General features: G+C 65.1%; 14 protein-coding genes and 1 pseudogene. 11 read left to right on the forward strand and 4 right to left on the reverse strand.

Features of this window, described 5'->3' with window-relative positions:
* Positions 1-27: 27 nt before the first annotated feature.
* Entirely contained in the window at positions 28-423 is a 396-nt protein-coding gene (locus NYE40_RS06800) for a hypothetical protein (protein WP_339279653.1), read from the forward strand.
* A gap of 53 nt (positions 424-476) precedes the next feature.
* Positions 477-674, forward strand: coding sequence for an H-type small acid-soluble spore protein (locus NYE40_RS06805; protein ID WP_339279654.1), 198 nt, complete (start codon positions 477-479; stop codon positions 672-674).
* A gap of 45 nt (positions 675-719) precedes the next feature.
* On the opposite strand, the gene NYE40_RS06810 is transcribed toward NYE40_RS06805, so the two are convergent.
* Positions 720-920, reverse strand: coding sequence for a hypothetical protein (locus NYE40_RS06810; RefSeq protein WP_028600602.1), 201 nt, complete (start codon positions 918-920; stop codon positions 720-722).
* A gap of 276 nt (positions 921-1196) precedes the next feature.
* Between NYE40_RS06810 and NYE40_RS06815 the strand changes: the two genes are divergently transcribed.
* The 5 genes and pseudogenes from NYE40_RS06815 to tsaD all read left to right on the forward strand — a co-directional run bounded on the left by NYE40_RS06815 (position 1197) and on the right by tsaD (position 5285).
* On the forward strand, positions 1197-2072 hold the full coding sequence (locus NYE40_RS06815; RefSeq protein ID WP_028600601.1) for a YitT family protein: 876 nt from the start codon (positions 1197-1199) through the stop codon (positions 2070-2072).
* A 195-nt stretch (positions 2073-2267) separates the two neighbouring features.
* Positions 2268-2720, forward strand: a pseudogene (gene tsaE, locus NYE40_RS06820) (tRNA (adenosine(37)-N6)-threonylcarbamoyltransferase complex ATPase subunit type 1 TsaE); the annotation flags it as partial.
* A complete protein-coding gene (tsaB, locus tag NYE40_RS06825) occupies positions 2721-3725 on the forward strand; it encodes a tRNA (adenosine(37)-N6)-threonylcarbamoyltransferase complex dimerization subunit type 1 TsaB (RefSeq protein WP_255309817.1) in 1005 nt (334 codons plus the stop codon). It begins immediately after the preceding pseudogene.
* Positions 3712-4239, forward strand: coding sequence for a ribosomal protein S18-alanine N-acetyltransferase (gene rimI / locus NYE40_RS06830; RefSeq protein WP_052333625.1), 528 nt, complete (start codon positions 3712-3714; stop codon positions 4237-4239). Before tsaB ends, rimI begins: the two co-directional genes overlap by 14 nt.
* Positions 4236-5285, forward strand: coding sequence for a tRNA (adenosine(37)-N6)-threonylcarbamoyltransferase complex transferase subunit TsaD (gene tsaD, locus NYE40_RS06835; protein ID WP_043112000.1), 1050 nt, complete (start codon positions 4236-4238; stop codon positions 5283-5285). Before rimI ends, tsaD begins: the two co-directional genes overlap by 4 nt.
* 381 nt (positions 5286-5666) lie before the next feature.
* Here tsaD and NYE40_RS06840 read toward each other — a convergent pair whose 3' ends face one another.
* The 3 genes from NYE40_RS06840 to abc-f form a co-directional block, all read right to left on the reverse strand.
* Positions 5667-6743: a phosphodiester glycosidase family protein gene (locus tag NYE40_RS06840; protein WP_028600598.1), complete on the reverse strand. Its 1077-nt coding sequence runs from the start codon at positions 6741-6743 to the stop codon at positions 5667-5669.
* Entirely contained in the window at positions 6740-7171 is a 432-nt protein-coding gene (locus tag NYE40_RS06845; RefSeq protein WP_339279656.1) for a hypothetical protein, read from the reverse strand. The genes NYE40_RS06840 and NYE40_RS06845 overlap by 4 nt, the downstream gene beginning before the upstream one ends.
* Before the next feature lie 1184 nt (positions 7172-8355).
* Positions 8356-10296 carry an ABC-F type ribosomal protection protein gene (abc-f, locus tag NYE40_RS06850; RefSeq protein WP_028600596.1) on the reverse strand — a complete coding sequence of 647 codons (1941 nt, stop codon included), beginning with the start codon at positions 10294-10296 and terminating at the stop codon, positions 8356-8358.
* 141 nt (positions 10297-10437) lie between these two features.
* On the opposite strand from abc-f, the gene NYE40_RS06855 reads away from it, so the two are divergent.
* From NYE40_RS06855 to NYE40_RS06870, 4 genes are read left to right on the forward strand one after another with little or no spacing between them, the layout of a single operon-like run.
* Entirely contained in the window at positions 10438-11070 is a 633-nt protein-coding gene (locus tag NYE40_RS06855) for a 5-formyltetrahydrofolate cyclo-ligase (RefSeq protein ID WP_052333624.1), read from the forward strand.
* The gene (gene moaC, locus NYE40_RS06860) at positions 11067-11576 is read left to right on the forward strand and encodes a cyclic pyranopterin monophosphate synthase MoaC (RefSeq protein ID WP_028600595.1); all 510 of its coding nucleotides are present in this window, start codon (positions 11067-11069) and stop codon (positions 11574-11576) included. The genes NYE40_RS06855 and moaC overlap by 4 nt, the downstream gene beginning before the upstream one ends.
* 18 nt (positions 11577-11594) lie before the next feature.
* Positions 11595-12089 carry a MogA/MoaB family molybdenum cofactor biosynthesis protein gene (locus tag NYE40_RS06865; RefSeq protein ID WP_028600594.1) on the forward strand — a complete coding sequence of 165 codons (495 nt, stop codon included), beginning with the start codon at positions 11595-11597 and terminating at the stop codon, positions 12087-12089.
* Positions 12086-13099, forward strand: coding sequence for a molybdopterin-binding protein (locus NYE40_RS06870; protein WP_028600593.1), 1014 nt, complete (start codon positions 12086-12088; stop codon positions 13097-13099). The genes NYE40_RS06865 and NYE40_RS06870 overlap by 4 nt, the downstream gene beginning before the upstream one ends.
* Positions 13100-13131 lie beyond the last annotated feature (32 nt).

Raw genomic sequence — 13131 nt, forward strand, 5'->3', positions numbered from 1 at the left:
CAGCGACAGCAAGGGAGGCGAAAGCGCATGAACGAGGAAGAAATCCGGCGCAAGCTGGAGAAGGAGCTGGACAACCGGCATATGCTGGCGAGCAAGCGCGACGAGCGCAGCCTGGCCGAGCTCGATGCGGAGATGAGCACGGAGCTGGACGGCTCCCTGGAGGATGGAGGCGCGACGTCCGAGACGGATGCCGGAACCGGAAGGACGAACGATCACGGCGGACGCGTGGACTATGAGATGGACATCGACCGGATGGTCGGCGAAGGGCTAGGAGGCGGCCAGGTGACGATCCATAACGGACATATCGGCGAATCGACGACCGACACGATGAGGCTGAAGGAAGATATCGGCTTGGACGAGCAGGAAGAGCCCGATCCGACGGAGCGGCTCGGCCGCATCAAGAGCCAGCTGATGGCCGACTAGGCTTTGCCAGGAATCGAAGTCCGTACAGCGAACGAGATGAAGGAGGAAGACCAATGGACGTGAAGCGCGCGATGGAAATCTACAGCTCTTCGGATATGTTCGCGGTGCATCTGGGCGGGGATTCGGTCTGGATCGAGAACGTGGATGAGGCGAACGGCATGGCGACCGTGCAGGTCGGCACGACTCCGCAGAAAACGAAAACCGTGTCGGTCGACCGGCTGCATGAGGGAAAGCCGGAGCGAGAGCATTGATCTGACGCGGATGCGGAACGATCGGCGTCCCGAAGCCCGGCATGTTCAGGCCGGTCGGCCGGAAAGAACAGGAAAAGCGCCGTCATCCCGGCCCTTGCGGCACCAGGTGCGGCGCTCTTGCTGCTTGCGGCTCGGGCCGACCTGCGTCTGCGGCTTGCGCGGCCAAAGCTTGCGAGTCGAATCGAGTTCATGCTGCCTTGGCGAAGCTCCTTGCTTCGCCGAGGCTTTTTTGCGGTTGCGGGACATGTGCGCATCGCCTCCTCGGTTTGTCTTTCATGCTACCGGATTCGGGTCTAAGAGGCAAAGCCCAAAATAAATATAAAGAAGAGGATTCGGGAGCATCCTGATGGATTCCGGATGAAAATAGGTGAGAAGTCGAGATAACGAGGGATAACCGGCTGTAATCGCAGATAAATCGTTCCAAAGCGAGTTTTTTATTCGAAAACGGTCAAAAACGCTTTAATTTAGTAAAAAGAACCTTTATAATTAAAGATATAGACAGGAGAGAGGGAGTGAGGGGTTATGGCTTCGGTTCACGGACAGCACTTGAGGCTGCCTCTGATCGAGGTGGTCAAGAGGACGATCTTTCTGACGATCGGCGCGATTTTAATGGGGGTTGGGCTGGAAATCTTCCTCGTGCCGAACAATATCATCGACGGCGGCATCACCGGCATTTCGATCATGGTTTCCTATTTGACGGATGCTCCGCTCGGACTTTTCCTATTCGTGCTCAACCTGCCTTTCTTGTTCCTCGGCTACAAGCAGATCGGCAAGACGTTCGCGATCTCCACGCTGTACGGCGTAGCGGTCATGTCGATTACGACGTTCCTGCTGCATGACGTCGACCCGCTGACGATCGACGAGTTCCTCGCCTCGATCTTCGGCGGCATGGTGCTGGGCGTCGGCGTCGGCCTCGTCATCCGGTTCGGCGGCTCGCTCGACGGCACCGAGATCGTCGCGATCCTGTTCTCCAAGAAGATGCCGTTCTCCGTCGGAGAGATCGTCATGTTCGTCAACCTGTTCATCCTGACGAGCGCCGGGTTCGTGTTCTCCTGGGACCGCGCGATGTACTCCTTGATCGCCTACTACATAGCGTACAAGATGATCGATATCGTCATCGAGGGCTTCGACGAGTCCAAGGCGGCCTGGATCATCAGCGACGAGCATCGCCCTATCGGCGAGGCGATCATGAGCCGGCTCGGGCGCGGCGTCACCTACCTCAACGGCGAGGGCGGCTTCACCGGCGGCGACAAGAAAGTCATCTTCGTCGTCATCACCCGGCTGGAGGAGGCCAAGCTCAAGTCGATCGTGACCGACATGGACCCCGCCGCTTTCCTCGCGGTCGGCAACATCCATGACGTCAAGGGCGGCCGGTTCAAAAAACGGGACATCCACTAGCGGATGCCCGGCAAAGGCTTGCGAGCTTCGGCACGGGGACCTGACCGGTCCCGGCCGGAGCTTTTTTCGCGTCCGCCGCTGCGGCGGACGGCGGCGGACGGCAGCGGACGGCGGTTGCGGCATGCGGAGGCGGCCGATATAATGGGAACAAGATTCCGAGTACGGATGCAGCAGACAGAGAGCAGGGTGGAACAGATGACGATGGAAGCGGCGGAAGCGCAGTGGATCGCGGCCAGCGAGGCGGACACGGTACGGCTCGCGGGGTGGCTGGCGGAGCGCGCCGAGCCCGGGACTGTAATCGCGCTCGACGGCGACCTCGGGGCGGGCAAGACGCGCTTCTCGCAGGCGTTCGCGGCGGCGCTCGCGGTGGAGGGCGTGGTCAGCAGCCCGACGTTTACGATTATAAAGGAATATGAAAGCGGCCGGCTGCCGCTCTACCATATGGATGTGTACCGGCTGTCTCCGGAGGAGGCGGACGAGCTCGGCCTGGACGAGTACTGGTACGGCCGCGGCGTGTCGCTCGTCGAATGGGCGAGCCTGATCCCCGAGCTGCTGCCGGAGCGCAAGCTGAGCATCCGCATCGTCCGCGAGGACGGCGAGCGGAGAGGGTTCGCGCTGCGGGGCGAAGGGCTGCCGTATGCGGCATGGGTGCGGGAATGGCTTGCCGCCGCGGAAGCCGGGGGAACGCAGGCGGGCCTCCTGGCCGGGCAAGCGAAGGCCGAAGCCGGGGAGCCGCTCGTGCTGGCGCTCGACACGGCGACGCCGACGCTCGCCGCCGCGCTCATGCGCGGCAGCGAGGCGCTCGGGAGCGTGCAGGCGCCAGCCGCGCGCAACCATTCCGCGCATGCGGTGCCGGCGGTGCAGCGGCTGCTGCGCGAGGCGGGCGTGCGCGGGACGGAGCTTGCGGGCATCGCCGCCGGCGTAGGTCCGGGCTCGTATACGGGCGTGCGGATCGCGGCCTCGATCGCCAAGACGCTCGCCTGGACGTGGGGCGTGCCGCTCGTCGGCGTCTCCACGCCGGAGGCGCTGGCCGCCGGCGCCTGGCGCGAGGCGGCCGGGTTGGCGGCTGCGGCTGTCGGCGGCGCTGATGACGGAAGCGGGGAGCCGGCTGCCGGCGCTCGCGACGGAGGTACGCTCGGCTTGGCTTCGTCAAGCTTGCTGGCCGACGAGGCCGGCGGCTGGATCGTGCCGCTGCTCGACGCGCGGCGCGGTCAGGCGTATACGGCGCTGTTCGCGGCCGGCGCCGCTCCCGGCTATGCCGAGGGCCAGTGGCTGCCCGCGGATGCGCCGTGGCGGCGGCTGGAGCCGGACGCGCTGCGCCTGATGGACGGCTGGGCCGCGCGGCTGGCGGAGCTGCTGGCCGCGGCGGACAGACGGCCGGCTTATGTGCTTTTTACCGGCGATCTGGACAAGCATGAAGAAAGCATCCGCCGGTTCGAAGAGCTGGCCGAGGCTGACGGAGATGGACCGGCTGTCTGCAGGCAGCCGCATACGATAGACGGGCGAACCGTCGCCTGGCTCGGGGCACGGAGTCTTGCCGGAGGTGAAGCGGTCGATGCGCACGGACTTGTTCCTAACTACACGCAGCTGGCTGAAGCGGAAGCTAAACTACTGGAAAAATCCCGGGAGGAGAAGAACGATGGCCGACTATGACCGCTTGCGCGAGCAGGCGGAGGACGACGGAGGAGACGGACTCGTCTTCCGCTCCATGAGGATGGAGGACATTCCTTCGATCATCGCCATCGAGCACGAAGCGTTCACCTCCCCGTGGACCTCGGATGCGTTCGCGAACGAGCTGACGCACAACCACTTCGCCCGCTACATGGTCATGCAGCTGCATGGCGAGATCATCGGCTACGGCGGCATGTGGATCATCATGGACGAGGCGCATGTGACGAACATCGCGGTGAGCGGCGCGTTCCGCGGGCGCAAGCTCGGCGCGCGGCTGCTGTCGGAGCTGCAGAAGCTCGCGACGTTTTTCGGCGCCACGAGGATGACGCTGGAGGTGCGGGTAAGCAACGAGATCGCCCAGTCGCTGTACCGCAAGTTCGGCTTCGAGCCTTCCGGCATCCGCCCCGGCTACTATTCCGACAACAATGAGGATGCTCTGATCATGTGGGCCGAGCTCGGCCGCGGCGGAGCGGAAGGAAGGGCGCAATCGCAATGAAGACAGAAGCAGGCTTGATCCTCGCGATCGAGACGAGCTGCGACGAGACGTCCGCCGCGGTCATCCGCGGGGGCAAGGAGATTTTGAGCAACATCGTCTCGAGCCAGATCGAGACGCATCGGCTGTTCGGCGGCGTCGTGCCGGAGATCGCCTCCCGCAAGCATGTGGAGGTGATCACGCTCATCATCGAAGAGGCGCTGCAGGAAGCGGGCGTGCGGCCGGACGAGCTGTCGGCCGTCGCCGTCACCCAGGGGCCGGGGCTCGTCGGCGCGCTGCTCGTCGGCATCGTGTCCGGCATGAGCCTGGCGATGGCGCTCGACATCCCGCTCATCGGCACGCATCATATCGCGGGGCATATCTACGCCAACGCGCTCGTGCAGGAGCTGGAGTATCCGTGCCTCGCGCTCGTCGTGTCCGGCGGCCACACGGAGCTCGTGCTGCTCGAGGAGGAAGGCGTGTTCCGAATCATCGGACGCACGCGCGACGACGCCGTCGGCGAGGCGTACGACAAGGTCGCGCGGGCGCTCCATTATCCGTATCCGGGCGGACCGCATGTCGACCGCACGGCGGCGGAGGCGCAGACGGTCATCGAGCTGCCGCGCTCCTGGCTGGAGCCGGACTCGTACGACTTCAGCTTCAGCGGCCTCAAGTCGGCCGTGCTCGCCGCCATCAACCAGGCGAACATGAAAGGGCTGGAGCTCGACGTGCCGGGACTGGCCCGCGGCTTCCAGGAGTCGGTCATCGACGTCGTCACCGGCAAAGCGATGCGCGCCGCGCGCGAGCATGGCGTGCGCCAGCTGCTGCTGTGCGGCGGCGTGGCGGCCAACCGCGGCTTGCGCGCGCGGCTGACGGAGCTGTGCGAGGCCGAGGGGCTGCCGCTGCTCATTCCGCCGCATTCGCTCTGCACGGACAACGCGGCGATGATCGGCGCCGCCGCTCATCTCAAGTGGAAGCGCGGCCAGTTCGACGAGCTCGACCTGAAGGCCGATCCCGGCCTGTCGCTGGAGGCCTGGTCGGTCAAGCCGGCTGCCGGCGCGGGGGGCTAGGCAGAGCTCCGGCGCGCATAGTCGAAGTTCGCTCGATCCAAAAAACCGCCTCGGGCGGGCAGGAAGCAACGGCTTCCTGCTTGCCTTGAGGCGGTTTTTGCATGGGCATCGTCTATGGCTGCGGAATCGGGTTGAGGATGGCAGGCGAAGCGGCATCGAAATGAAACCGGGAAGCGAAAGCGGACGGGGGCTCGTGGAGAAGCGGCAGCGGTTCCCTTGGAGGCCGGATTCCTTCCGTTTCGGAAGAATACATTCAAAGGAATCTGGGCTCCAGGGAGATCGGAACGAGTTCCCGCTCCGCGAAGCGGATGTCGGATTCGAATGCTCGTTCCGCTGAGCTGCGCCAAGCGGGTGCCGGTTTCGAATGCTCGCTCCGCTCCGCTACGAGAAGAACAGGAAGTTCGTCGCGACCGGACGCAGCGTCTTGTCCGACGGCCGGTTGACGACGCGGCCGTCGAAGACGAGCGTCGACGAGCCGCCGCCGTCGAGGTTGTATCCGTCCACGGCCTTGAACCGGGACAGCAGGATCTGCATCTCGCGCAGCGTGGCGCCGGAGCTTCCCGACTCGTTGTAGCCGTCGGCGACGAGGAACAGCAGCTGGTCATCCTTGTAGCTCGCGACGACGGTGCGCGGAGCGCGGCCCGGACTGAGCTGCCACTTGGCCGGAATCGGCTGGGCGATGCCGTCCTTCATCAGGATCGGCACGAACGAGACGCCGAAGCGCGGCTGTTCCCGGTCGAGCTGCTCGCGCGTCGCGTACTTCCCGCCGATCAGCTTGCCTTGTTCGTTCAAGCCGACGAAAAACAGATCCTTGTACGACGGCTCGAAGCCGTTCACGTACTTCCCGCCCAGCACGGTCGTGCTGAGCGGATAGCGCCGCCCGTTGCCGTCGTCGGCGAAGCCTCCGGCATTGATGCCGACGGCGGCGCCGTAGCGCTTCGCGGCCGCGAGCGTCGTCTCGGCCTTGCCGGGCTTGTCCCCGCCGATGACGAGCTTCATCGCATCCTTGTCCTTGAGCCGGATCTTCAAGGCATAGGCGGTGAAATTCTGAGCCTTGATCGGGAACAGCTGCGCCGTCAGCCGATCCGACTGGATCGTCCGCGACGGGCTGCCGAGCGGCAGCGTGATGCGGCGGTCGTAGATCAGGAGCGGACGGCTGCTCTGCACGGCGGCCGTACTGGCGATCGCGCTCATGCGGCGCGCGGTCTGCGTGTAGAGCTCCGAGCCGCGCTTGATGGCGTCCGCGGTTTGGGCGGCGACGACGGCCGCTTCGTCGAGCGAGCCGCCGATGCGGGCGGCCGGCGCCGGATCCGCTGCCGGCTGCTGCGGGACAACCGCCGGACCGGCAGCGTCAGGCAGCTTCACCTCGACCTGGACCGCGAGCAGCAGCAGCAGCGCGCCGAGAAAAGGCGCGGTCGTCAGCAGCATCCAGCGATTGAGCCGCTGCACGCTTGTCATTTCAGCACGTCCAGATTCTTCTTGAGCTCGTCCAGCTGCTTCTGCACCTGGCTGAGCTGCGTGTACAGCTTGTTGTTGTTGTCGGTCTTGCTGCTGGCGTTGTCGCGGTTGAACGCGAGCAGCTCGTTCAGGCTGTCCACCTTGCCTTGCAGCTCGGCGAGCTGGCTCGCATAGCCGCTCTCAAGCTGCTGGAGGCGGGCGTCGTAGCCCGACTGCATCTCGGCGATCTGACGATCGGTCTGCTGCTGGATCTGGACGGCGAGCTCTTGCTGCAGGCGCTGCGTATAGAACCAGGCGCCGGCGACGCCGGCGGCGATGATGACGATCCAGGCGATCAGAAACGGCCACGGCGAGCGCTTCGAGGCGCGGCGCGGCACCGGAGGGTCGGCAGGGACAGAGGAGACGATGCGGGAATCGGTATTCATCATAACTTTCACCTCTCTTGCGGTGTTGCGGCTTCCGTCAGGGATTCATCGCTGCTGAAAATGGGACGAGCAGAAGGGCGGAATAGTTGCGCCGTCCTATCGGCGGAGCCCCTATTTTACCATACCGTTTCGGAAGATTCATCCAAACGGAGGTCCTATTATCGGCCGTCAGAGCGCTTCGCGCTGAATCTGTGAATTGGGTGTGGGTATTGTGGATTCTGTGGATAAAATCCAGAGTCCATCCATGAGGGAAGGCGATCGCCTTAAATCTCCATCATACGTACCGTTTTATCCCCGTCCATCGAGTGAATTGTCCGACGATTATTCACGAGCTGTGGACAAGCCTGTTGATAGTCGGGAGGAATCCTCCAAAACAACGCCCAGACCACGACGCAAGGGCGCTGACGCAGCTGACCCGCATCGAAGTCATCGCGCGGAAAATGGACGAAGGCCCTCTGCCGGCTGCATGCAGCTGCGGCGGAGAGCCTTCTGATGTTGCGCTTGCCTCGCCCGCAGGGCGGAGTGACAAGCGGCCAAGCGGCTTGAGGCGCCGAATCGGCCTTATGACGACCCACGCTCGAGCAACGTAGCACATGCGGCTGGCGGAGCGCCATAAGCGCTGCCCGGCCGGGCTCGAGCGGGATTATTCCTGCTTCTTTTCCATAACCTACAGATGAAACTCGACCTGCTCGGTGTTGCGATGCCTTCAGGCGCCGGGCAACGTTCCGGCGAAAGGCCATCCAATACAACGGAAGCCCTACCTCTCTTCCGTCCTTGCGGCTCCGAAGACCGCGCCAGTGTGAATCAGAACTTCTAGCAACAGCTGGCAGGCTAATCAAGGGATTCAAGTAACGGCGGAATCGGGGAAAAACATGCGATTCCTGAAAGAAGGGGAATAGGCGGGTAATCAATAACTAACATCATACCACGAAGACCAGGATCTGGTCAAGAGCATGGGTTCAATAAAGACAAAGCGCCGCAATCTTGAACAGGCTGCGCCTCAGCAAATGTCAGCAGCAGAACGAGGAAAGCCGCAAGCATCCTGAAATGGACGCTTGCGGCTATTGGTGCGCCGTTCCTTGACTCGGCACGCAGTCCCGTCCGTCGGCAACGCCTCTCGTCCGTCTGTCATCGCCAGCTCGCCAGCCCGGCAGCTCCTCCCATTCGGCGGCCGTCAGCCCATGCCGTCAGGCCAGCAGCTCTTCCCATTCGGCGTAGGCCGCTTCCAGCTTGGCCTTGACCGATGCGAGCTCCTCCTGGATCGACTGGACCTGCACATAGTCCTGGTATACGTCCGGGTCGGCCAGCCGCTCCTCGAGCTCGCCGCTCTCCCCCTCCAGGCGGGCGATGTCCGCCTCGAGCTGCTCCAGCCGCCGCTGGCGCGCGCGCTCGTCGCGCTTCGCCTGCTTGTCCGCCTCGTACGAGCCGGCGCCGACCGGCTTGTCGGCTGCGGCCGCGGCCGCCGAGGCCGCGCTTTGCTTTGCTCCGGCTTCCAGCCGCAGCTCCTCCAGCTCTTTTTTCTTCTCGATCATGTCGTCGTAGTTGCCCAGGTAGTCGATCGTGCCGGTCGGCGTCAGCTCGATCATGCGCTCGGCGATCTTGTTGAGGAAGTAGCGGTCATGGGAAATGAACAGCAGCGTGCCCTCGTAATCGAGCAGCGCCGTCTCCAGCACTTCCTTGCTGTACAGGTCCAGATGGTTGGTCGGCTCGTCGAGGATGAGCACGTTGGCCTGCAGCAGCATCAGCTTGGCGAGCGCGACCCGCGCCTTTTCGCCGCCGCTCAGCGAGCCGACGCGCTTCTTGACGTCGTCGCCGCTGAACAGGAAGTTGCCGAGCACGGTGCGGATGCGCGCTTCCTCGACATGCGGGTAGGCGCTCCATACTTCCTCCAGCACGGTGTTCGTCCCGCTCAGCTCGGTCTGCTCCTGATCGTAGTAGCCGATCTTGACATGCGTGCCCCAGCGGATCGTGCCGGACAGCGGCCGCTGCTTGCCGATGAGCGCCTTGAGCAGCGTCGACTTGCCGATGCCGTTCGGCCCGACGAGCGCGGCCGTCTCGCCCCGCTCCATGCGCAGCGACACGTCCCGGAACACCGGCTCGGCGCGGTCCTCGTAGCCGACCGACAGCTCGCGCGCGTCGAGCACGTCGCGCCCGGTCGTCCGCTCCGTCTCGAAGCGGAAATGCGCGCGCTTCAGATCGCCTTGGGGACGGTCGAGCCGCTCCATCCGGTCGAGCGCCTTGCGCCGGCTCTGCGCGCGCTTGGTCGTAGAGGCGCGCACGAGGTTGCGGCGCACGAACTCCTCCATGCGGGCGATCTCGTCCTGCTGCTTCTCGAACTGCTTCATCGCCGATTCGAACTCGGCTTCCTTGAGCTCGACGAAGCGGCTGTAGTTGCCGGTATAGCGCTTGGCCTGATGGCGCTCGATCTCGATGATCGTGCCTACGGTCGCGTCGAGGAAGTAGCGGTCATGGGAGACGACGAGGATCGCGCCGGAGTAGCCGCGCAAATAATCCTCGAGCCAGGTCAGCGTCGCGATGTCCAGATGGTTGGTCGGCTCGTCGAGCATGAGCAGATCCGGCGCCTGCAGCAGGATGCGGGCGAGCGCGAGCCGCGTCTTCTGCCCGCCGCTCAGGGAGCGGATCGGCGTGGCGGGATCGGTCTGGCCGAAGCCCATGCCGTGCAGCACGCTCTTGATGCGGGTCTCGATCTCGAAGCCGCCTTGGTCGCGGAACCAGTCGGAGCGGCGCGCGTAGCGCTCGAGCGTGTCCTGGTAGCGCTTGTCGTCCTCGTGCAGCGCCGGATCGGCGATGTCGCGCTCGAGCTGGCGCAGCTCCTGCTCGGCTTCGAGCAGCGGGCCGAACACCGCCCTCATCTCCTCGATGATGCTGCGCTCGGACTGCAGCCCGCTGTTCTGGGCGAGATAGCCGACGCGCGTCTCCTTGGCGCGGTGGATGACGCCGCTGTCGCTGGACATCTGGCCCGCGAGGATCTGCAGCAGCGTCGACTTGCCGGCGCCGTTGACGCCGACAAGCCCGACGCGCTCGCGCTCCTGGATCTGGAACGTGATGCCGGACAATATGGTGGTGATGCCGTAGCTTTTCGTTAGGTCGTTGACTTGCAGCAGCATGGCCGGGCATGTTCCTTTCCGCAGAATGCTTCTATATATAAATGTAGAATACCGCAATCCGCCGCTATAATCGACCCTTATTGGCGAAACAAACCGCTCGGTGGTACACTATAGACAATTATGGCAGGAATGGTGGGTCCGATGATGGAATCCGGATCGGCGAAGTCCGCCGAGACCAAGAGGGAGCTGCGCCGGCGGCTGCTCGCCCTGCGCGACGGCTTGTCCGCGGCGGAGAGGGCGGAGGCTTCGTGCCTCGCCTGCCGCCATGCGGCCGAGTGGATCGAGTCTTCCGGCATCCGCAGCGTCATGGCGTTCGTCTCGTTCCGCTCGGAGCTGGACACGTCGGAGCTGCTGAAGTTCTGCTGGTCTCGCGGCCTGCGGCTGCTGCTGCCTCGCGCCGACGTCGGCGCGAAGCGCCTGGCGCTGCATGCGGTGCGCTCGCGCGACGAGCTCGCTCCAGGCGCTTACGGCATCCTCGAGCCCGATCCCGGCCGAGCTGCCGCGGCGCCGGACGAGGCGCCGGAGGCGGTGTTCGTGCCGGGCGCAGGCTTCGACCGCTGCGGCGGCCGGATCGGCTATGGCGGCGGCTACTACGACCGCTTCCGCGCCGAGGCGCGCGATGCGGCGGGCGGGCGCTGGATCGGGCTCGGCTTCGCCGCGCAGCTCGTGCCGCAGGTGCCGATGGAGCCGCATGACGCCGCGCTCGACGGGCTGGTCACGGAGCAGGGGCTCGTCTGGACGAACACGCATCCGCCGGAGGGAGGCCGATCATGACAGACCGTTCAACCGCATCGCCGCAGGAGCCGCTCAGCCATTTCAACGGGCAGGGGCGCGCGCGGATGGTCGACGTCTCGGACAAGGAGACGACGGCCCGCACAGCCGTCGCCCGCACGTCGATCGCGATGGCCGAGGAGACGCTAGCGCGCATCAAGGCGGGCGGCATCGCCAAGGGAGACGTGCTCGCGGTCGCCCAGGTGGCCGGCATCATGGCCGCCAAGAATACGTCGGCGTGGATTCCGATGTGCCATCCGCTGCCGCTGAGCGGCGTCGACATCTCGTTCGGCGACAACGGACGGGACGTGCTCACGATCGAGGCGGCCGTCCGCACCAAGGGGCCGACCGGCGTCGAGATGGAGGCGCTGACGGCCGTATCGGCCGCGGCGCTCACCGTTTACGACATGTGCAAGGCGATGCAAAAAGACATGGTCATCGGACCGACCGAGCTCGTCTCCAAGACGGGCGGCAAAAACGGCGATTACAGCCGGACAGATCGGGCATAGCGACGGGAGGAACGGAAGATGCGATGGAAGGTAGCGATTCTTACGGCGAGCGACAAGGGCTCGCGGGGCGAGCGGGAGGATACGAGCGCGCAGGTCATCCGCGAGCTCGTCGAGGAGGAGCTGGGCGGGAACATCGTCGATTACCGCATCGTGCCGGACGAGCAGGACGAGATCATGGCCGCGCTGATCGAGATGACCGGCTATTACGAGGCCGACCTCGTGCTGACGACGGGCGGCACCGGCCTCGGTCCGCGCGACATCACGCCGGAGGCGACGCTCAAGGTGATCGAGCGCGAGGTGCCGGGCATCTCCGAGACGATGCGCAGCAGCACGATGTCGCGCACCCGGCGCGCCATGCTCTCGCGCGGCGTGAGCGGCATCCGCGGCCGCACCCTTATCATCAATCTTCCCGGCAACCCCAAGGGCGTGCATGAGTGCCTGATGGCGGTCATCGACCAGCTGCCTCATGCGCTCGCCATCGTCTCCGGGCGGGAAGGGGAGCACGGCGCATGAGCATCCGCACGAGGCTGCGCGAGGTTCCTGTCGAGCAGGCGCTCGGCCTGCGGCTCGCGCATGACCTGACGCGCATCGTGCCCGGCTCGTTCAAGGGGCGGGCGTTCGTCAAAGGCCATGTCGTGACCGAGGCCGACATCCCGGCGCTGCTCGACATCGGCAAGGCTCATCTCTATGTCATGGAGCTGGCCGAGGGCGAGCTCCATGAGGACGAGGCCGCGCTTCGCATGGCGGAAGCCCATCGCGGGGAACGGATCGAGCCGGGCCGTCCTCATGAGGGCAAGGTGGCGCTCAAGTCTTCGATCCAGGGGCTGGTCAAGATCGATCCGGAGTATGTGAACGAGATCAACGCCCTCGGCGACATCGCCCTGGCGACCGTCGTCGGCGACCGCCTCGTGGAGGCGGGCGGCCAGGTGGCCGCGACCCGCGTCATTCCGCTCGTCGTGGAGGAAGCTCTCGTATCCCGCGTCGAGGAGCTGGCGGCGCGGTTCCGCGAGCGGCACGGCCGCGCGCCGATCGAGGTCAAGCCGCTGCGGCCGATGCGCGTCGGCCTCATCACGACCGGAGGCGAGGTGTACAGCGGCCGCATCGAGGACCGGTTCGGTCCCGCCGTGCGCGCCAAGCTGGAGCGGCTCGGCTCGTCCGTGGCCGAGCAGGCGCTCGTCCCGGACGACCGGCAGCGGATCGTCGACAAGATCGTTGAGTACAAAGACAAGGAATATGATATGATACTGCTTACAGGCGGCATGTCCGTCGATCCCGACGACCGGACTCCAGGCGCGATCCGCGCCGCCGGCACCGACATCGTCCGCTACGGGACGCCGATGCTGCCCGGCTCGATGCTGCTCATGGGCTATCTCGGCGGGACGCCGGTGCTAGGCTTGCCCGGCTGCGTCATGCATGATCCCCATACTTCGTTCGACGTGCTCCTTCCGCGCCTGCTGGCGGGAGAGGAGATTCGCAGGGAAGACATCACCGCGATGGGATACGGCGGCCTGTACGGCTGCTGACGCCCTCCGCGCATTCAACAGCGGAACGGCCT

It is taken from the genome of Paenibacillus sp. FSL W8-1187 (assembly GCF_037965485.1).
GTDB lineage: Bacteria > Bacillota > Bacilli > Paenibacillales > Paenibacillaceae > Paenibacillus_O > Paenibacillus_O pasadenensis.

Bases quoted from the DNA above. Each gene is read 5' to 3' on its own strand.
- NYE40_RS06800 (WP_339279653.1), top strand. From the start codon at position 28: ATGAACGAGGAAGAAATCCGGCGCAAGCTGGAGAAGGAGCTGGACAAC.
- NYE40_RS06805 (WP_339279654.1), top strand. From the start codon at position 477: ATGGACGTGAAGCGCGCGATGGAAATCTACAGCTCTTCGGATATGTTC.
- NYE40_RS06810 (WP_028600602.1), bottom strand. From the start codon at position 920: ATGTCCCGCAACCGCAAAAAAGCCTCGGCGAAGCAAGGAGCTTCGCCA.
- NYE40_RS06815 (WP_028600601.1), top strand. From the start codon at position 1,197: ATGGCTTCGGTTCACGGACAGCACTTGAGGCTGCCTCTGATCGAGGTG.
- rimI (WP_052333625.1), top strand. From the start codon at position 3,712: ATGGCCGACTATGACCGCTTGCGCGAGCAGGCGGAGGACGACGGAGGA.
- tsaD (WP_043112000.1), top strand. From the start codon at position 4,236: ATGAAGACAGAAGCAGGCTTGATCCTCGCGATCGAGACGAGCTGCGAC.
- NYE40_RS06840 (WP_028600598.1), bottom strand. From the start codon at position 6,743: ATGACAAGCGTGCAGCGGCTCAATCGCTGGATGCTGCTGACGACCGCG.
- NYE40_RS06845 (WP_339279656.1), bottom strand. From the start codon at position 7,171: ATGATGAATACCGATTCCCGCATCGTCTCCTCTGTCCCTGCCGACCCT.
- abc-f (WP_028600596.1), bottom strand. From the start codon at position 10,296: ATGCTGCTGCAAGTCAACGACCTAACGAAAAGCTACGGCATCACCACC.
- NYE40_RS06855 (WP_052333624.1), top strand. From the start codon at position 10,438: ATGATGGAATCCGGATCGGCGAAGTCCGCCGAGACCAAGAGGGAGCTG.
- moaC (WP_028600595.1), top strand. From the start codon at position 11,067: ATGACAGACCGTTCAACCGCATCGCCGCAGGAGCCGCTCAGCCATTTC.
- NYE40_RS06865 (WP_028600594.1), top strand. From the start codon at position 11,595: ATGCGATGGAAGGTAGCGATTCTTACGGCGAGCGACAAGGGCTCGCGG.
- NYE40_RS06870 (WP_028600593.1), top strand. From the start codon at position 12,086: ATGAGCATCCGCACGAGGCTGCGCGAGGTTCCTGTCGAGCAGGCGCTC.